The sequence below is a fragment of the Frigidibacter sp. RF13 genome (assembly GCF_026626305.1).
Classification (GTDB): Bacteria; Pseudomonadota; Alphaproteobacteria; order Rhodobacterales; family Rhodobacteraceae; genus TMP-24.
In genome coordinates this window covers 880,016-899,540 of record NZ_JAPNUE010000001.1, presented here as the reverse complement: position 1 = coordinate 899,540, position 19,525 = coordinate 880,016, and the positions used below count along the sequence as shown (strand labels likewise).

The following is a 19,525-nucleotide window of genomic DNA, read 5'->3' as shown; positions in this document are numbered from 1 at the left end:
GCTAGCGTCTGGCGGCGGGAGGAGATGCGATGCTCAAGGGTTTCTTCGTCGCCGGTCCCTATGACGATGGCGATCCGGTCACCGGCCATTATTACGAGACGGCGTCGAACGACCCGGCCCGCGCTCAGGTCTGGGCCTATACCGACCGGCTGTCCTACGCCCCGGGTGAGCGGCTTTCCCTGCACGCCATGTCGAGCGCGCCGCACGCCCGGCTCGAGATCGCGCGCGACGGGCTGCGACCCGAAGTGGTGGTCGAGACCGAAATCGCGCTCTCATTCGAAGACACGCCTGCCGACTGTTCAGTCAAAGGCTGCGGCTGGCCGGAGCGCTACGCGGTGACGATCCCGGACGGTTGGCGCAGCGGGCTTTACACCGTTACGCTCACGGTGCCCGGCCATCAGTCGCAGCATATGTTCGTCCTGCGCGCCGCGCGACCTCGGGCGCGGATCTGCATGGTGCTGACCACAGGCACCTGGTGCGCCTACAACGATTGGGGCGGCTCGAACCATTATCAGGGCCTGACCGGCCCGTCAGGCGGTGATTTCGCGTCCGAGGTTTCGCTGCGCAGGCCTTGGGCCAAGGGGTTCGTGCGCTGGCCCGAGGATGCGCCGCGCATACCGCATGCCTCGCCGCTGCTGTCGAAGCCGCGCTATCCGCATATGGACTATGCCCGTGCAAAGGGGATTTCCAAGAAATATGCTTCTTCTGGTTGGGCGGCGTTCGAACGGCCCTTCGCGCATTGGTGGGAGGGGCAGGGGATTGCGCTTGACTATGCGACCCAGCACGACCTGCACCGCGACCCTTCGCTCTTGGACGGCTACGACCGCGCGCTGATCGTCGGCCATGACGAATATTGGACATGGGAGATGCGCGACCATCTGGAGGGATGGCTCGACCGGGGAGGCCATCTTGCGCGCTTTGCGGGGAATTTCTTCTGGCAGACCCGGCTCTCCTCCGATCTTGTAACCCAGATCTGCTACAAAACGACTGCGCATCAGGCCGATCCCTTGCGCCTGACCGACCCCCGACGCCTGACCGGCTACTGGGACGATCCCGCCGTCGCCCGGCCCGCGACGGCCACGATGGGTCTGACGGGATCGATGGGCGTCTATGCGGGCTGGAGCCGCTGCGCGGCGCATGGAGCAGGGGGCTTCACGATCTACCGGCCGGATCACTGGTCGCTCAAGGACACTGGCCTTGGCTATGGTGATGTGCTGGGCGCAATGGCGAAGATCTTCGGTTATGAGGTCGACGGGATCGACCATACGATGATCCATGGCCTGCCCTTCGCTGCCGAGGGGACCGGCCTTGAGGGCGATCTGACTATCGTCGGCCTGTCGCCCGCGACGACGCTCTCGCATTCGACCGGACCGCATGACCGTGACGGGTTCATCGGCCATCTCGATGCCGAGGAGGTTGCCCAGTTCGTCTATGGCGCGGTGACGCCTGAAACCTTCGGCCGCGCGAGCCGTGGCAATGGCTGCATGGTTGACTACCGGCGCGGCAAGGGCGCGGTCTTCAATGCCGGGTCCTGCGAATGGGTGGCGGGCCTCATTGCCCGCGACCGGACGGTGGAACAGGTGACGCGAACTGTTCTGTCGGGAGACTGGGGCTAGCGCTCATTCCGCCGCGACGGCGAAGGCGGGTCCGGCCGGTGTCGCGTCTTCAACCGCCGTGTTTGCAGGCGCGGGGGTGGCCTTGCGCGGCCTGCGGTGGGCGACGAAGGCGATGCGCGCCGTGAGCGTCAGGGCGAGTGCCCCCACAATGAAGGCGCTGCCGATACCCGCCGTCGCCGCCAGCGCCGCACCGAGCGGTGGCGCCGCGAGAAGGATCGCGCCCTGAAGCCATTGGCCAAGGCGCGCGACGGAAGCGGCGCGCTCGGGCGTCGCCCATGCCTCTGGTCGCGCGCCGATCTGGTCGGTGCACTGGGCCATTGCAAGCCCGAGGCAAGCGCAATAGGCGAAAATGACCGCCGCACCCGGCGACAGGTTGGCGAGGGCAAGAAGCCCAAGCCCGCCCAGAGAAATGGCGGCACCAGTCGCGCCATCCGCGATCCGCCAGAACCTCCTGTCAGCCGCGGCGCGCGCGGGACAGAAATCGGCAAGCGCGCCGCCCGAGGCGAGCGCGGCAAAGGCAAGGCCGATCATTGCCGGTTCGTGCCCAAGATCGAAAAGAAGCGGCGCCATGAGCCCTTCCTGCACGAACAGGACAGCGGCGGTCAGCGCGCTTATGAACAGGGCGGCGCGAACTTCCGGCACGGCCCGCGTCTCGGCAAGGGCCGCGCGGATCTGCGCCGGTTCGTCCTCGCGCGACCGGCTGTAGACGGCGGGCAGGACCGGCAGCGTCCAAAGAAGAAGGCTCGCCACGAGCGCTAGGCCCGCCGTCAGGAAGAAGAGATGGTCAGGCGCGAAGGACAGAAGCAGACCCCCCGCGAGTACAGGCGCAATGATACGGGCGGCGCGTTCATGGGCGCGGCTGGAGCCAAGGATCACCGGCAGGTCCTCGGCGGGTGCAAGCCGGGCGAAGGCTGCGTCCAGTGCGGGATGCAGCAGGCGGTCAACCGTTGCGCGGACGAAGACAAGTGCCAGAAGCGTGGGCCAGCCGGGCGCAAGGATCAAGCCGATCGCGATGAGCCCGCGCAGCTTGACCGCGGACGCCATCACCGACCGGGCGTCATGTCGCGCGCAAAAGGCCTTGGCCTCCGCCGCGCCAAAGACATGCGGCAGCGCGGCGGCAAGCGCGAGCGCGGCATAGACCATCAGCCCAGCCTGCCAGTGAAAGGCCAGCAGCGCGAGGATCGCCACATAGTCCAGCCAGTCGCTGCAATCGGTCAGGAACTGCGCCTTGAGCAGGCGGCGCAGGTTTCGGTCGGCTGGGTTGGGGCGAACTCTCAGCATGGCTCAAGCGTACGCTACCCCGGACGCCATGCAAGAAATCCTTCGATAAAACTTATGGTTATCAGTATAGTAACAGGAAATTCCGGCTAGGCGACCGGGGTCCAGATCACATCGTCGATGCGCGGCGCGCCGGTTGCGAGCATCACCAGCCGGTCAAAGCCCATCGCGATGCCGGACGCGGCAGGCATCAGTGCAAGTGCCGCGAGGAAGTCCTCGTCGAGCGGATAGCGCTCGCCATAGATGCGCAGCTTGATCTCCATTTCTTCCACGAAGCGGCGGCGCTGCTCGTCCGGGTCGGTCAGCTCGCCGAAGCCGTTCGCCAGTTCCACCCCGCAGGCGTAAAGCTCGAACCGCTCCGACAGGCGCGGATCGTCCGCCGTGCGCCGGGCAAGCGCGGCCTCTGCCGCCGGATAGCGGTCGAGGATCGTTGCCCGCCCAAGCCCGAGGTTGGGCTCGATCCGGTCAGAGAGAATGCGAGAGAAGATGTCGGACCAGCTGTCGTCAGCAGCTGACCTGATCCCTGCCTGCGTGGCGGCAGCCCTGAGCGCGGCCTTGTCGGTTGACCCGTCAGGGTGGATCGTGGCCAGCAGATCGATCCCGGCATGACGGGCGAAGGCGTCGGGCACCGACAGCCGCTCGGGCGCGGCAAGCGGGTCGCAGGTGCGATTGCGGAAGCGCAGTTCCCTCGCCCTGGCGCCTTCTGCCGCGAGCCGCAGGAAGGTCGCGCAATCTTCCATCAAGACGGTGTAGTCCTCGCCCGCGCGATACCATTCCAGCATGGTGAATTCCGGGCTGTGCAGCGCCCCGCGTTCGCGGTTGCGCCAGACGTGGGCGAAGGCGGCGATCCTTGTCTCGCCCGCCGCAAGCAGCTTCTTCATCGCGAATTCGGGCGATGTATGCAGATACATTGCGCGCGGCAGTCCGTCATTGCCGATGGCCTCGGTGGCGAATCCGTGCAGATGCGCCTCGTTGCCCGGGCTGAGCTGCAGCGCCACGGGATCGACCTCCAGAAACCCTTCGCCCGCAAACCAGCCGCGCAGCGCCGCCTGGATGCGGTTGCGGGCCAGAAGCAGCCCACGCCGGTCGGCATGGCGGTGCGGCTGCCACCAGGCGGATGCACTATCCAAGGGCTCTTTCACGGGCTCTGTCACGGCTGGTGCGCTTTCATCTGGCGAAATCGGGAAAGATCGGCTAAGGGCAGCGCGATCCATTCAAGATGCTGCCCGGGCCATAGCGCAAGGGCCCGAACGACTGCAAGGAACACCATGGTCAAAGTCATCGCCTCTTCGCTGCGCAAGGGCAATGTCGTCGAACTCGACGGCAGGCTCTATGCGGTTCTCTCCGCCACCAACTTCCATCCCGGCAAGGGCACGCCGACGACGTCCGTCGACATGCGCCGCATTTCGGACGGGGTGAAAGTGTCGGAACGCTGGAAGACCACCGATCAGGTCGAAAAGGCCACGGTGGATGAGCGCGAATATGACTTCCTCTATGAGGATGGCGAAGGGTTCCATTTCATGAACCCCGAGAACTACGACCAGCTGACCGTCACCGAGGATGTGATGGGCGACAACAAGGTCTATCTGCAGGAAGGCATGCGCTGCTGGCTGAAGACCTTCGACGGCGTCGCCATCGCGCTGGAAGTGCCGCAGAAGATCACGGTCGAGATCACCGAGACCGAGCCGGTGGTGAAGGGTCAGACCGCATCGTCTTCCTACAAGCCCGCGATGACGTCGAATGGGCTCAGGATCATGGTTCCGCCCCATATCGACGTCGGCACCCGCGTCATCATCAACACTGACGACAACAGCTATCAGGGCCGCGACAAGGAATAATCGCTGCCTTGAATGGGTTCGTAAGGGCGGGGCTGCGGCTCCGCCCTTCTTTCTTGGTTCTGCAAGAAACTCATTCAAGTCTCTTGTTTCATTCATTTCCTTAGGGTTTTTGGTGACTGTTTCCCCTGATCGACAGGCCGGCTCTTTGGCACGATGGGTCCGGGAAGAAATTTCAAGCTTGAAATAAAATCTCGCCGCACGGATCATGGTCGGGCGAATCGAAGGCCCCGATGCATCGAAGAGGGTTGCGGAAGAGGGCCCGGCTCGCGCAGGCTTTCCAAAGAGTGCGGCGCCCCTTGCAGACCGGGTGCAGACCGCCCGACAGTTGACAAGGGAGAACAAGATGAAACTTGGACGATTTCTCATGACAGCGGCATTTGCCGCACTGGCTGGCGCAGCCTCTGCCGAGGTGAAGGTGGGCATGATCACCACGCTTTCGGGCGGTGGTGCGGGCCTTGGGATCGATGTGCGCGACGGCTTCATGCTGGCGATCCAGCAATCGGGTCGGTCGGATATCGAGCTGGTGGTCGAGGATGACCAGCAAAAGCCCGAGATTGCGGTTCAACTCGCCGACAAGATGGTCCAGTCCGACAAGGTCGATCTGATGACCGGCATCATCTGGTCGAACCTCGCGATGGCGGTGGTGCCGTCGGTGACGGCGCAAGAGATGTTCTATCTCTCGCCGAACGCTGGGCCATCGGCGCTGGCGGGTGCGGGCTGCAGCAAGTTCTATTTCAACGTCGCCTGGCAGAACGATGCCCTGCACGAGGCGGCAGGCGCCTACGCCAATGGCGCGGGCTATGCCAATGCTTTCATCCTTGCACCCAACTATCCGGCCGGAAAGGACGCGCTGACCGGGTTCAAGCGGACCTTCACCGGCAAGCTCGCGGGCGAGATCTATACCGAGCTTGGCCAGACTGACTATGCCGCCGAGATCGCACAGATCCGGGCCTCGGGCGCGGATTCGGTCTATTTCTTCCTGCCCGGCGGCATGGGGATTTCGTTCCTCAAGCAATATGCGGACAGCGGCGTCGGCCTCCCGCTCGTGGGGCCTGCCTTCTCGTTCGATCAGAACATCCTTCAGGCGGTGGGCGATGCGGCAGTTGGCGTTGTCAACACCAGCCAATGGTCGAAGGACCTCGACAACGAGGCGAACAAGGCCTTTGTTGCGAGCTTCCAGGAAGCCTACGGGCGGTTGCCATCGCTCTATGCAAGCCAGGGGTTCGATACGGCGAACCTGATGCTCTCGGCGCTCGCCAAGGCCGAGCCGTCGGACAAGGCCGCCTTCCAGGCAGCGCTCGAGGCCGCCGATTTCGCGAGCACTCGCGGCAAATTCGCCTTCGGGCCGAACCACCATCCGGTGCAGGATGTCTATGCCCGCAAGGTGGTGAAGGAGGGCGACATCTACACCAACGAGACGATCGGCACCGTCCTGACCGATCACGGCGATTCTTATGCCGCCGAATGCAAGATGTAAGCTGGCGGCCGGCCCCTTCGCAGGTTCTTGCGCAGGGGCCGGCGCTGTCGGATGCAGATGATGAGCTTTGTCCTTCTCGCAGAGCAGGTGCTGAACGGGCTGCAGTTCGGCGTGATGCTGTTTCTCATGGCCGCAGGCCTGACGCTGATCTTCGGGGTCATGGGGCTGATCAACCTCGCCCATGGTTCGCTCTACATGCTTGGCGCCTTCGCGGCGGCGGCGGTGGCGGCGGCGACCGGATCGTTCCTGCTGGCGCTTCTCGCGGCACTCGCGGCGGCGGCGGTGGCGGGAGTGGTCGTCGAGGTGGCGATCATCCGCCGCCTTTATGACCGCGACCATCTCGATCAGGTGCTGGCGACCTTCGCGCTGATCCTCATCTTTTCCGAAGGCACGCGCTGGGCGTTCGGGTCCTTCCCGCTCTATCTCGACATTCCGTCCACCCTGTCAGGACCGGTCCGGTTGCCGGGCGGGATCGATTATCCGCTCTATCGGCTGGTCCTGATCGGGGCGGGGCTGCTGATCGCACTCGGGCTCGACCTGATGATCACTCGCACACGCATCGGGATCCGCATCCGCGCGGGCGAGAACGACCGGGAAATGACCGCGGCCCTTGGTATTGACATTTCAAGGCTTTATACGCTGATCTTCGCGCTCGGCGCGGCGCTTGCAGGTCTCGCGGGCGCGCTCGTTGGCGCCATCCAGTCCGTGCAGGTCGGCATGGGCGAGCCGGTCCTGATCCTCGCCTTCGTGGTGATCGTGATCGGTGGCATTGGCTCGATCCGTGGCGCCTTTCTGGGCGCGCTTCTCGTCGGGCTGACCGACACGCTCGGCGGCGTCTTCCTGCCCGAGGCGCTGAAGCTGGTGACCGATCCGGCCAGCGCCAAGGCAGTGGGCGCCTCGCTTGCCTCGATGGCGATCTATATCCTGATGGGCGCGATCCTGATCTGGCGGCCGACTGGCCTCTTCGGAGGCCGGGCATGAGCCGCGAGCATCTGGTCAACCTGGCAGTCGTTCTCGCCCTCGTTCTCCTGCCGCTCGCGGCGCATTTGATGGGAGAGACCTATTGGGTGACGCTCGCCACACGTGCGGCGGTGCTGGCGCTTGCAGGTGTTGGTTTGAATATCGCACTGGGGCAGGGCGGGCTCGTCAGCCTTGGGCATGCGGTCTTCTTCGGGATCGGCGGTTATGCGATGGGTATCCTCGCCTATCATGCCCAGACATACACGCCCGTGATCGAAAGCCTCGGCCTTCCGGGCACGAACCTAATGCCGCTGATCTGGCTGGTTGCGGCCATGTTCGCCGCGCTCGCCGCCCTGATGATCGGTGCCCTGTCGCTCAGGACTTCGGGCGTCTATTTCATCATGATCACGCTTGCCTTCGGCCAGATGTTCTATTTCTTCGCGCTCTCCTGGCCGACCTATGGCGGCGAGGACGGGCTGTCGATCTATGTGCGAAACCGCTTTCCCGGGGTGAATACGCTGGTGCCGATCCAGTTCTACGGGGTTGTGGCGGCGGTCCTTCTGCTGGCGCTTCTCCTCAGCGACCGGCTGGCACGCTCGCCCTTTGGGCTGGCGCTGGCGGCAGCGCGCCAGGTGCCCGCGCGGGTCGCCGCGGTGGGTCTCGATCCACAGCGGCTTAAACTGGTGGCCTTCGTTCTGTCGGCCGCGCTTACCGGCCTCGCCGGGGCGCTGTTCGCTGACCTCAACCGCTTCGTCAGCCCGACGATGTTCAGCTGGCACACCAGCGGCGAGATCATGGTCTTTGTCATTATCGGCGGCGTCGGGCGGCTGATGGGGCCGGTCGTGGGCGCCGTGGTCTTCGTGCTCCTGGAACATCTCTTGGGGGGCATCAGCGAATACTGGCAGATCGCATTTGGCGTGCTCCTCCTCTTGATCGTCCTCTTCGCCCGGGGCGGTCTGATCGGCCTGATCGCGGGGCGGGAGAAGGCGCATGGCTGAACCCGTCCTTGAAACCAAAGGCCTGACCAAGAGCTTCGGCGCGCTGAGGGCGAGCGAGGATGTGTCGATCGACCTTCGCCCCGGCGAGATCCATGCGATCATCGGCCCGAACGGCGCGGGCAAATCGACGCTGATCGCCCAGATCTGTGGCGCGCTGCGCCCCGATAGCGGTGACGTGCGCTTCGCGGGGGCCGATGTGACCGCGCTGTCCGTTCGTGCCCGTGCCCGGCGGGGGCTTGCGCGGACCTTCCAGATCTCCGCTCTGGCGATGGATCATACGGTGCTGCAGAACGTGATGCTCGGCGCGCTCGGCGCCCGGGGTCGACCCTGGCGGTTCTTCGTGCCGGTCCTATCGGACCGAGGCCTTCGCGAAACGGCCGAAGCGGCTCTGGAGCGGGTGGGGCTCTCCGACCATGCTGCAACCCGCACTGCCGAACTCAGCCACGGCCAGCGCCGCCAGCTGGAGGTGGCGGTGGCGCTGACCCTTCGCCCACGCGCCTTTGTCATGGACGAGCCGATGGCGGGCCTCGGCGCCGGCGGATCGAAGCGGCTGACAGGGTTTCTCGACGGTCTGCGGACGGAGGCGCCGATCCTTCTGGTGGAGCATGACATGGACGCGGTCTTTGCACTTGCTGACCGGATCAGCGTTCTCGTCTATGGCAAGGTCATCGCCACCGGAACGGTTGCGGATATTCGCCAGAGCGATGTGGTGCGCGAAGCCTATCTGGGGGAAGGGGCATGACGCTTCTGTCGCTCGCCTCGGTTACAGCGTCTTATGGTGCGAGCCAGGCGCTCTTCGGCGTCGATCTCGACATCAGCGAGGGAGAGGTGGTGGCGCTCCTTGGCCGCAACGGCATGGGCAAGACCACGACCGTGAAGGCGATCTGCCGGATGATCCCGGCCTCGGGCTCAATGCAGTTTGCCGGGCAGGATCTGACGCGATTGCAAAGCCACCGGGCCGCACGGTTGGGGATCGGGCTCGTGCCGGAAGGGCGGCGCTGCTTCCGTGACCTGACGGTTGCCGAGAACCTGATTTGCGCGGCGCGGCCGGGCGAGTGGAGCCAGGCGCAGGTTGAGGCGCTGTTCCCCCGCCTCGCCGAACGGCGCGACCAACGCGCCGGAACGCTCTCGGGTGGCGAACAGCAGATGCTGGCCATCGGCCGGGCGCTGATGACCAATCCCCGGCTTTTGATCCTCGACGAGGCGACGGAAGGGCTGGCGCCAGTGATCAGGCAGGAGATCTGGGCCGCCGTTGCGCGGCTGAAATCCGCCTCGGGTCTTGCTATCCTTGTGATCGACAAGACATTGAAGGAATTGAAGACCGTCGCCGACTGCGCCGTGGTGCTTGAACGGGGGCGCACGGTCTGGGCCGGTTCCATGGCCGAGCTGACACCCGAGCTCAGCACGCACTACGTCGGGGTATGAGGAGCGGGAATGGACTGTTTCATCTGCGATTTCGTAAGGACCCCGATCGGGCGCTATGGTGGCGCCCTCTCTTCAGTCCGGACAGACGATCTGGCGGCGCTGACCCTGCGCGCGCTGCTTGAGCGCAATCCTTCGCTCGGGCCGGATCAGGTGGAAGAAGTCGTCCTCGGCTGCGCCAATCAGGCGGGCGAGGACAACCGCAACGTGGCGCGCATGGCGTCGCTTCTGGCCGGGCTCGGGCCGGAGGTGCCCGCCTATACGGTGAATCGTCTCTGCGCCTCGGGGCTGGATGCAGTGATTGCCGGGGCACGCTCGATCCGGCTGGGCGAGAAGGGCCTGGTGATCGCGGGCGGCGTCGAGGGCATGAGCCGCGCGCCCTTCGTGATGCCCAAGGCCAGCGGCGCCTTCAGCCGCCAGACGGAAGTGCATGACACGACCATCGGCTGGCGCTTCGTCAATCCCCGGATGGCGGCGGAGTACGGCGTGGAATCGATGCCTGAGACCGCCGACAATCTGGCAGCCGATTTCGGCATAGCGCGCGCCGATCAGGATGCTTTCGCCCTGCGTTCACAGGAACGGTTCGCCGCCGCCAATGCCGCTGGATTCTATGCGGAAGAACGGCTTGTTGTCGAATTGCCGGGCCGGAAAGGGGCGGTCACGCTTGTCGACCAGGACGAACATCCCCGGTCGGAAACGACATTGGAAGGTCTCTCCCGCCTCAAGGGGATCAACGGGCCAGATAAGAGCGTGACGGCCGGCAATGCCTCGGGCGTGAATGACGGGGCGGCGGCGATGATCCTGGCCTCGGCAGAACAGGTGGCGAGGCTCGGGCTTTCGCCGCGCGCCCGGGTGATGACGGCAGCCTCGGTCGGCGTGCCGCCCCGCATCATGGGCATCGGCCCGGTCGAAGCCAGCCGGCGGGCGCTGGCGCTCGCGGGGATCGGGCTTTCCGACCTCGACCTTATCGAGATTAACGAGGCTTTCGCGGTTCAGGTCCTGGCTTGCCTGCGCGGCCTGGGCCTTGCCGACGACGACCCGCGCGTGAACCCGAACGGCGGGGCTATCGCGATGGGTCATCCTCTGGGCATGAGCGGCGCGCGCCTGGCAGGAACCGCGGCGCGGGAGCTTGAGCGCCGGAGTGGGCGTTATGCATTGGTCACGCTTTGCGTCGGCGTCGGTCAAGGCGTGGCGATGGTGATCGGCCGCCCGTGAATTCAGGGCGGCCTAACGCGAGGCTCAGTCGGCGAACTCGATCAGCAGGTCCTTCGCGTCGATCTGGGCGCCGGCCACAACATGGACCGCGCGGACAAGGCCCGCGCGCTCGGCATGGATACCGGTTTCCATCTTCATAGCCTCGATGGTCAAGAGGAGGTCGCCCGCCGCCACTTTCTGCCCCGCGGCGACCGACAGGCTCGCCACCACGCCCGGCATTGGCGCGCCGATATGAAGCGGGTTGCCGTCCTGCGCCTTGGGGCGGCTCGCGGTCTTGGCCTTCACCGCGCGGTTCGGCACGCGGATGACGCGCGGCTGGCCGTTCAGTTCAAAGAAGACCTTGGCCTCGCCGGTATCGTCGGTCTCGCCCACCGCCTGAAGGCGGATTTCCAGCGTCTTGCCGGGGTCGATCTCGACCGAGATCTCCTCGCCCGGCTGCATGCCGTAGAAGAAGGTTGGGGTCGGCAAGGTGCGCACCGGGCCGTACTGGCGGTGGCGGCCCATGTAATCGAGGAAGACCTTGGGATACATGAGATAGCCGTTCAGGTCCTCGTCATCGACATTGAACCCTTCGAGATCGGCGGACAGCTTGTTGCGCACCGTTTCGAGTTCCACCGGCTGCATGTTCTTGCCCGGCCGCTCGGTCGAAGGTTTCTCATCCTTCAACACCTTGCGGACGATCCCTTCGGGCCAACCACCCGGGGGCTGGCCGAGATTGCCCTTCAGCATGTCGGCAACTGAGTCCGGGAAGGCCACATCGACCGCCGGATCCTCGACCTGCGCCCGCGTCAAGCCCTGCGCCACCATCATCAGCGCCATGTCGCCCACAACCTTCGACGAGGGCGTCACCTTCACAATATCGCCGAACATCTGGTTGGCGTCGGCATAGGCCTGCGCCACCTCGTGCCAGCGTTCTTCCAGCCCGAGAGAACGCGCCTGCGCCTTGAGGTTGGTGAACTGGCCACCCGGCATTTCGTGCAGATAGACCTCGGACGCGGGCGCTTCGAGACCGGATTCGAACGCCCGATACTGATGACGGACCGCTTCCCAGTAATTGGAGATCCGCCGGATCTCGGCGATATCGAGGCCGGTATCGCGGTCGGTATGGGCGAGCGCCTCGACGATCGAGCCAAGGCAGGGCTGCGAGGTCCCGCCCGAGAAAGCGTCCATCGCCGCATCCACGGCATCGACGCCAGCGTCGGCGGCGGCAAGGATCGTCGCGCCTGCAATGCCGGACGTGTCATGCGTGTGGAAATGGATCGGCAGGCCGACCTCTTCCTTCAGCGCCTTGACCAGCACACGGGCCGCGGCGGGCTTCAGGAGACCCGCCATATCCTTCAGGCCAAGGACATGGGCACCGGCCGCCTTCAGCGCCTTGCCCATGGTGACATAGTAATTCAGGTCGTATTTTGCCCGGTCGGGGTTCAGGATGTCGCCGGTATAGCAGATCGTACCTTCGCAGACCTTTTCCTGCTCCACGACCGCGTCCATGGCGACGCGCATGTTCTCAACCCAGTTGAGAGAATCGAACACGCGAAAGACGTCGATGCCGGTTTCAGCCGCCTGTTTTACGAAAAATCGAACTACATTGTCCGGGTAGTTCGTGTACCCCACGCCGTTCGACGCGCGCAGCAGCATCTGCGTCATCAGGTTCGGCATCGCCTTGCGCAAGTCGCGCAGCCGCTGCCAGGGGCATTCCTGCAAGAAGCGGTAGGCCACGTCGAAGGTCGCACCGCCCCAGCATTCGACGCTGAAAAGACCGGGCAGGTTCGCGGCATAGGCGGGCGCAACGCGGATCATGTCGATCGAGCGCATGCGGGTCGCCAAGAGCGACTGATGGCCATCGCGCATCGTCGTGTCGGTGATCAACAGCTTCTTCTCGGACGCCATCCAGTCAGCGACCGCCTGCGGGCCTTTTTCCTCCAGCAGGGTGCGGCTGCCGGGCGCAGGCGCCACCACAGGCCTCGGGGCACGCGGCGCGCGCGCCTCGGCCGGGGGTTTTGCCCGGCCGGCGGTTTCGGGATGACCGTTCACTGTGATGTCGGCGATGTAGATGAGGATCTTCGTCGCCCGGTCGCGCCGTTTCTTGAAGGCGAAAAGGTCAGGCGTCGTGTCGATGAACTTGGTGGTTGCTGCGTTCGTGAGGAACGTCGGGTGGCGCAGCAGGTTCTCGACGAAGGCGATATTGGTGGCGACGCCCCGGATGCGGAACTCAGCCAGCGCGCGCTTCATCCGCGAGACCGACTGTTCGGGGGTCTGCGCCCAGGCGGTGACCTTCACCAGAAGCGAATCGTAATAGCGGGTGATGACCGCGCCCGAATAGGCGGTGCCGCCGTCGAGCCGGATGCCGGCGCCGGTGGCCGAACGGTAGGCAGTGATGCGGCCATAGTCGGGGATGAAATTGTTCAAGGGGTCTTCGGTCGTGACCCGGCACTGGATCGCATGGCCGTTCAGCCGCACATCGGTCTGGCTCGCGACCCCGGTCGCCTCGGCGAGGCTCTTGCCCTCGGCGATCTTGATCTGGGCCTGGACAATGTCGATCCCGGTCACCTGTTCGGTGACGGTATGCTCGACCTGGACGCGGGGGTTCACTTCGATGAAGTAGAATTTCCCCGTGTCCATATCCATCAGGAATTCGACCGTGCCCGCGCATTCGTAGTTCACATGCGCGCAGATGCGGCGGCCGAGTTCACAGATCTCGGCGCGCTGATCGTCGGACAGGTAGGGCGCAGGCGCCCGTTCGACGACCTTCTGGTTGCGGCGCTGGACGGTGCAGTCACGCTCATAAAGGTGATAGATATTGCCCATCTGATCGCCGAGGATCTGAACCTCGACATGGCGGGCGCGCAGGATCATCTTTTCCAGATAGCCCTCGCCGTTGCCGAAGGCAGCCTCCGCCTCGCGCCGCCCCTCGCGGACCTTGTCGGCCAGTTCCGCCTCGGACTGGATCGGCCGCATGCCGCGCCCGCCGCCGCCCCACGAGGCTTTGAGCATCAGGGGATAGCCGATCTCGGCCGCCTGGCGCTTGATCTCGGCCATATCGTCGCCCAGCACCTCGGTCGCCGGGATAACCGGCACGCCGGCGGCCACGGCGACGCGCCGGGCGCTCGCCTTGTCGCCAAGGGCGCGCATCGTTTCGGCCTTGGGGCCGATGAAGGTGATGCCGTTTGCCGCGCAAGCCTCGACGAAATCGGGGTTTTCGCTCAGCAGCCCGTAACCCGGATGGATCGCGTCCGCCCCGCACTCCTTGGCGACCCGGATGATCTCGTCGATCGACAGGTAGGCCTGCACTGGGCCGAGGCCTTCGCCGATCCGGTAGGCTTCGTCGGCCTTGAACCGGTGGAGCGACAGCTTGTCCTCCTCCGCGTAAACCGCCACGGTGCGCTTCCCAAGTTCGGTCGCGGCCCGCATCACGCGGATGGCGATCTCGCCGCGGTTGGCTACAAGGATCTTGCGGAAATCGGCCATCGGTCCCTCCCTGGTCGCGGCGCGCACTTTAGGCATGCTGCAGCGCAGCGCAAGTGGCGATGCGAGACTAGGCGGGCCCCGGCAAAACGCAGGCACGAAACCGGCACTTTGGGTGCGAAAGCGGCGTGGCCGACAGCGGTTCGGTAAGTCAGGGTCCGAGGGCCCGGCGCAAGGCGTCGCGATCATCGACCGAACCAAAGCGCCGCACAATGAGATCGACAACGCGCGCCGCCCGATAAGCCCCAAGCGCCACGTCATCGGGCGTGCGCCCCGTCTCGGTCTGAAACCGGTCCGCGAAGGGCGCCAGATCGCGCCGTTCTTCCGGCTCGACTTGGGCAATCGCAGTCGCATCCACAATGACGGCATCGCTCACCGCCGCCCGTACAAGGACCCTCGGATCGCCCGGAGCGGCAAAGGGCGCCACCACGAAGTCTGTCGCGTCGGCGGAAGCCGCCTCGTCCACCCGTGCCAAGGTCAGCTGCACGTCCAGCCCGCCCAGATGCCCCTCCGATGTCTCGTCGGGATGGTCGTCTCGCTCGTGCGAGGCGATCAGGAAAGCCGCTCGCATACTGTCCAGCTCGGCTTGCGTTGCCGCTTCGGGGGCCAGCAACAGAAGGTTGAATTCATGCGCGCTTGCATGCGCAGCCCAGACTGTCTGAAGGATCAGCGTGAATACGAACGACAATGATCGGCGTGGCATTTCTGAACTCCTCTTGCCCTGCAGTCTATAGGCATCCGTGACGCCTGTCGCCCCGCGCGCGGCCACATTCTGACGTGATTGGCTGGAACATTCATCGAACAAACCCTTTCCTGTGGCGGCGACACGCTCTATCCTGTCGGGCATGAGCACTTGGGATGAGAACGAGACCTTTGAGGCCGCCGTTCCGCTGTCGCAGCGGGCGCTGGCCGCGCGTGCCGTGGGTCAGGGGGCGCCTTACCTCGACGGGCTGAATGCGCCGCAGCGGCAGGCGGTCGAGGCTTTGGAAGGGCCGGTCCTGATGCTTGCCGGTGCGGGCACTGGCAAGACACGGGCGCTGACCGCGCGGATCGCGCATCTTCTGGCGACGGGAAAGGCGCGGCCGAATGAGATCCTTGCGGTGACCTTCACCAACAAGGCTGCGCGCGAGATGAAGGAGCGGGTCGGTCGCCTCTTGTCCCAGCCCGTCGAAGGCCTGCCCTGGATGGGCACTTTCCATTCGGTCTCGGTCAAGCTTCTGCGGCGGCATGCCGAACTGGTCGGCTTGAAGTCGAGCTTCACCATCCTCGACACCGACGATCAGATCAGGCTGCTGAAGCAGGTCATCGCGGCCGAGGGGATAGATGAAAAACGCTGGACGGCGCGCTGGTTCGCAGCCCACATAGACTACTATAAAAATAGAGCGTGGCGGCCCGAAAATGTTCCCGCCAGCGAGGACAAAGAGGTTTGGCGAAATCCGGGCAGCAACTCATCGACAAGTGATGGTCGTTTGGGCCAAAAGCGGACCGTATGCGGAGTTTACGCACAATATCAGGAGCGGTTGAAGACCCTCAACGCCTGCGATTTCGGCGATCTGCTGCTCCATTGCGTGACGATCTTTCAGGCGCACCCGGACGTTCTGGAACAATATCAGCGCTGGTTCCGCTACATCCTCGTCGACGAATATCAGGACACCAACGTCGCCCAGTATCTCTGGCTGCGGCTTCTGGCGGCCAAGCACAAGAACATCTGCTGTGTCGGCGACGACGACCAGTCGATCTACGGCTGGCGCGGGGCCGAGGTCGGCAACATCCTGCGCTTCGAGAAGGATTTTCCCGGCGCGACGGTCATCCGGCTGGAACAGAACTACCGCTCGACCGAACATATTCTCGCCGCCGCCTCAGGCCTTATCGCCGCCAATGCCGGCCGCTTGGGCAAGACGCTGTGGACCGATGCCGAGGGTGGCGAGAAGGTCCGGCTGATCGGCCATTGGGACGGCGAGGAGGAAGCGCGCTGGATCGGCGAGGAGGTCGAGGCGCTGCAGCGTGGCACCCGCCATCTTGACCCGGTCAGCCTGAACGATCAGGCCATCCTCGTTCGCGCTTCCCATCAGATGCGCGCCTTCGAGGACCGGTTCCTGACCATTGGTCTGCCCTATCGCGTCATCGGTGGCCCGCGGTTTTATGAGCGGCAGGAAATACGCGACGCGATGGCCTATTTCCGGCTGGCATGCTCGCCTTCTGACGATCTTGCCTTCGAACGGGTGGTGAATGTCCCCAAGCGCGGCCTTGGTGACAAGGCGGTGCAGACCATCCAGATGCAGGCACGTGAGGATGGGGCGGGGCTTCTGGAAGGCGCGCGGTATCTGGTAGCGGCGGGGCGGATGCCCGGCAAGGGTGGCGGGCAGCTGAGGATGTTCGTCGAGGCGGTAGACCGCTGGCACCGGGTGACCACGCGGCCCGGCTATGACCATATCGCGCTCGCCGAGGTGATCCTTGAAGAATCCGGCTACACCGAGATGTGGCAGAGTGACAAGACGCCCGAGGCGCCGGGGCGGCTCGACAACCTCAAGGAACTGGTGAAGGCGCTCGAGCAGTTCGACAGTTTGCAGGGCTTCCTCGAACACGTGGCGCTGATCATGGACAATGACAGCCAGGATGCCGAGGAGAAGGTCACGATCATGACCCTGCACGCGGCCAAGGGGCTGGAGTTCCCGGTGGTGTTCCTGCCGGGCTGGGAGGACGGGCTCTTCCCCTCACAGCGCTCGATGGATGAAAGCGGATTGAAGGGACTCGAGGAGGAGCGGCGCCTCGCCTATGTCGGCATCACGCGGGCCGAGGAGCTTTGCACCATCTCCTTCGCGGGCAACCGTAGGGTCTATGGCCAGTGGCAATCGCAATTGCCCTCGCGCTTCATTGATGAATTGCCTGCCAAGCATGTCGATGTGCTGACGCCGCCCGGTCTCTACGGTGGCGGTTTCGGCGCCGCCGCGCCCCGCATGGGCGGGATGGAAGAGCGCGCGACCAAGGCCGATGTCTACAATTCGCCGGGCTGGCGGCGCCTGCAGGAACGTTCGCAAGTGCGCTCGCTTTCGCAGCCGCGCGAGGCGCGCAACCAGATCATCGATCTGGACGCGGTTTCCGCCTTCGCCGAGGGCGACCGGGTGTTCCACAAGAAGTTCGGCTATGGCACAGTGGAAGGGACCGAGGGCGACAAGCTCGAGATCGCCTTCGACAAGGCGGGCGTGAAACATGTGGTGGCGAGCTTTGTGATCGCCGCCGACCAGGTCGACGACATTCCGTTCTGACCGCTGCGGGGTCGGCCCGGCCCATTTCAGCAATTCAAATCAGCACTCGGCGTCAGCCGCGCGATTTTCTTTGCCTGCTCTGAGAAGGAAATGCGCGGCGATGGCTAGGGGAGGAGGAACAGCCATCGCCGCGGGGATCAGCCGGCAGGGAGGAGGGAGCCGGCGATCTCAGGGAACCCGGACGGGTTCCTTTGGAGTAAGGGCGGCGCCCCAGGGAGGAGGAGGGGGCGCCGTCCTTATGCGCCGCGGACCCGAGGGAGGAGGAGGGTCGGCGGCGGTTCGTTTGAGGCTTGCGCCCCGAAGAGGGAGGCGGTGACAGGGAGGGAGGTCACCGCCAGATCCGGCCCGAGGGGGAGGAGATTGGGCCGGAAATCAGATTACTTGCCGTAGGCGGCTTCGATCGCGACGCGCTCGATTTCCGAACGGTGCAGGCCGAGGTCGTTCAGCTCGCGATCGTTCAGGCCGTCAAGCTCGCGCAGCGTCTGGCGGTAGATGCCATAGCGACGGCGGCTTTCGTTCAGGCCAGCGATCAAGGCCGAAATCCGGTCGAGGAGCGTGGCGTTGCCGCGAAGAATGGTCGTGTTCATTTGGTGCCTCATCTAATTCGTTGCACGTTCAGTGCCGTGCTGTTGGCGTAAACATGCGCCTCATGCTGCACCTGCACAATCCGGGAAAAGATCAATGCTGCCATGCAGAAAATGCATACCGCCTGCTGACCTATTTTGACGCCGCGGAAACAGAAATGTAACGGTTTAGTGAGGCAAATCCGTATCCTCGCCGGGGTGCGACCATTTCCCCCTTGCCGAGGCGCGCGGGTTGAAGCCAAGTGTGCGGCGCATAACACAGGATGGTTCCTCTCATGCCCGACCGCGCTCAGATCCTCACCGCCCTCTCGCGTATCACGCTGCCCGACGGCGGCGATCTCGTGTCGCGCGACATGATCCGGGCGCTGACCGTGGAGGGTGACAGGGCGAGCTTCGTGATCGAGGCGCCGACGCCGGATCTCGCGCGGCAGATGGAACCGGTCCGTCAGGCGGCCGAGGCGGCAGTCGTCGCGCTGGGCTTCGCGCGGGCCTCCGCGCTTCTGACCGCCCATGGTCCGGCGGCCAAGGCGCCGCCTCCATCGCTGAAGATCGGCGGCCACCCGACGCCGCAGGCCGGTCCCCAGCATGTGCCAGGCGTGGCGCGCATTCTTGCCATCGGCTCCGGCAAGGGTGGGGTCGGTAAATCGACTGTCTCCTCGAACCTCGCGGTCGCACTCGCGCGGCAGGGCAGGCGCGTGGGGCTTCTCGACGCCGATATCTACGGCCCGTCGCAGCCTCGGATGATGGGGGTGTCGAAGCGCCCGGCCTCGCCGGACGGAAAGACGATTGAGCCCTTGCAGGCCCATGGCGTGACGATGATGTCGATCGGGCTGATGCTGAAGGAAAACGAGGCGGTGGTCTGGCGCGGGCCGATGCTGATGGGGGCGATGCAGCAGCTGTTGAACCAAGTGGCCTGGGGCGATCTCGACGTGCTGATCGTCGATCTGCCGCCCGGCACCGGTGATGTGCAACTGACGCTCTGCCAGAAGACCCATGTGACGGGCGCGATCATCGTCTCGACACCGCAGGATGTGGCGCTTCTGGATGCGCGGCGCGCGATCGACATGTTCGGCAAGCTGAAGACGCCTATTCTGGGCCTGATCGAGAACATGTCGTCCTATGTCTGCCCGAATTGCGGGCACGAGGCACATATCTTTGGCCACGGCGGCGTGGCGGCAGAGGCCGAGACGCTCGATGTGCCGTTTCTGGGCGAGATTCCCCTGTCGCTGGACGTCCGCCTCGCCGGCGATGCGGGTACGCCGATTGCGGCGGGCGAGGGTGTGGTCGCCGAGGCTTATGCGCGGATCGCCCACCGGCTGATTGCGGGCGGCATGGCCTGATCGGGTCAGGTTGGGCAGGGCCTCGTCGTCGCACTCCGTGCGCTCCTCGGGCGCGCCCGACGAGAC

At 64.9% G+C, this 19,525-nt stretch carries 15 protein-coding genes; 10 read left to right on the top strand and 5 right to left on the bottom strand.

Features of this window, described 5'->3' with window-relative positions; all coding sequences use genetic code 11:
• Positions 1-29 precede the first annotated feature (29 nt).
• Positions 30-1,616 (top strand): N,N-dimethylformamidase beta subunit family domain-containing protein, encoded by a 1,587-nt coding sequence (locus OU426_RS04405; RefSeq protein ID WP_267632638.1) that lies wholly within the window; start codon positions 30-32, stop codon positions 1,614-1,616.
• Between the two features lie 3 nt (positions 1,617-1,619).
• On the opposite strand, the gene OU426_RS04400 is transcribed toward OU426_RS04405, so the two are convergent.
• Positions 1,620-2,897, bottom strand: coding sequence for an MFS transporter (locus OU426_RS04400; RefSeq protein WP_267632637.1), 1,278 nt, complete (start codon positions 2,895-2,897; stop codon positions 1,620-1,622).
• An 86-nt stretch (positions 2,898-2,983) separates the two neighbouring features.
• Positions 2,984-4,108, bottom strand: a complete 1,125-nt coding sequence (gene epmA, locus OU426_RS04395; protein ID WP_420712565.1) for an EF-P lysine aminoacylase EpmA — start codon at positions 4,106-4,108, stop codon at positions 2,984-2,986.
• Positions 4,109-4,162: 54 nt separating this feature from the next.
• Here epmA and efp point away from each other — a divergent pair, with 54 nt between their 5' ends.
• From efp to pcaF, 7 genes are all read left to right on the top strand, one after another.
• Positions 4,163-4,732 (top strand): elongation factor P, encoded by a 570-nt coding sequence (efp, locus tag OU426_RS04390; RefSeq protein WP_267632635.1) that lies wholly within the window; start codon positions 4,163-4,165, stop codon positions 4,730-4,732.
• Between the two features lie 343 nt (positions 4,733-5,075).
• Positions 5,076-6,209 carry an ABC transporter substrate-binding protein gene (locus OU426_RS04385; protein ID WP_267632634.1) on the top strand — a complete coding sequence of 378 codons (1,134 nt, stop codon included), beginning with the start codon at positions 5,076-5,078 and terminating at the stop codon, positions 6,207-6,209.
• Between the two features lie 60 nt (positions 6,210-6,269).
• A complete protein-coding gene (locus tag OU426_RS04380; RefSeq protein ID WP_267632633.1) occupies positions 6,270-7,190 on the top strand; it encodes a branched-chain amino acid ABC transporter permease in 921 nt (306 codons plus the stop codon).
• Positions 7,187-8,167: a branched-chain amino acid ABC transporter permease gene (locus OU426_RS04375; RefSeq protein ID WP_267632632.1), complete on the top strand. Its 981-nt coding sequence runs from the start codon at positions 7,187-7,189 to the stop codon at positions 8,165-8,167. The genes OU426_RS04380 and OU426_RS04375 overlap by 4 nt, the downstream gene beginning before the upstream one ends.
• Positions 8,160-8,909, top strand: a complete 750-nt coding sequence (locus OU426_RS04370; protein ID WP_267632631.1) for an ABC transporter ATP-binding protein — start codon at positions 8,160-8,162, stop codon at positions 8,907-8,909. The genes OU426_RS04375 and OU426_RS04370 overlap by 8 nt, the downstream gene beginning before the upstream one ends.
• Complete coding sequence (locus OU426_RS04365; protein WP_267632630.1) at positions 8,906-9,592, top strand: ABC transporter ATP-binding protein; 687 nt, start codon at positions 8,906-8,908, stop codon at positions 9,590-9,592. The genes OU426_RS04370 and OU426_RS04365 overlap by 4 nt, the downstream gene beginning before the upstream one ends.
• A gap of 9 nt (positions 9,593-9,601) precedes the next feature.
• Positions 9,602-10,804, top strand: a complete 1,203-nt coding sequence (gene pcaF / locus OU426_RS04360; protein ID WP_267632629.1) for a 3-oxoadipyl-CoA thiolase — start codon at positions 9,602-9,604, stop codon at positions 10,802-10,804.
• A gap of 24 nt (positions 10,805-10,828) precedes the next feature.
• On the opposite strand, the gene OU426_RS04355 is transcribed toward pcaF, so the two are convergent.
• Entirely contained in the window at positions 10,829-14,272 is a 3,444-nt protein-coding gene (locus OU426_RS04355; RefSeq protein ID WP_267632628.1) for a pyruvate carboxylase, read from the bottom strand.
• A gap of 148 nt (positions 14,273-14,420) precedes the next feature.
• On the bottom strand, positions 14,421-14,972 hold the full coding sequence (locus tag OU426_RS04350; RefSeq protein ID WP_267632627.1) for a hypothetical protein: 552 nt from the start codon (positions 14,970-14,972) through the stop codon (positions 14,421-14,423).
• Between the two features lie 142 nt (positions 14,973-15,114).
• Between OU426_RS04350 and OU426_RS04345 the strand changes: the two genes are divergently transcribed.
• Entirely contained in the window at positions 15,115-17,535 is a 2,421-nt protein-coding gene (locus tag OU426_RS04345) for an ATP-dependent helicase (RefSeq protein WP_267632626.1), read from the top strand.
• Positions 17,536-17,912: 377 nt separating this feature from the next.
• Here the strand turns inward: OU426_RS04345 and OU426_RS04340 are convergent, their stop codons facing one another.
• Positions 17,913-18,122 (bottom strand): DUF1127 domain-containing protein, encoded by a 210-nt coding sequence (locus tag OU426_RS04340; protein WP_267632625.1) that lies wholly within the window; start codon positions 18,120-18,122, stop codon positions 17,913-17,915.
• 272 nt (positions 18,123-18,394) lie between these two features.
• Between OU426_RS04340 and OU426_RS04335 the strand changes: the two genes are divergently transcribed.
• Entirely contained in the window at positions 18,395-19,459 is a 1,065-nt protein-coding gene (locus OU426_RS04335) for an Mrp/NBP35 family ATP-binding protein (RefSeq protein WP_267632624.1), read from the top strand.
• Positions 19,460-19,525 lie beyond the last annotated feature (66 nt).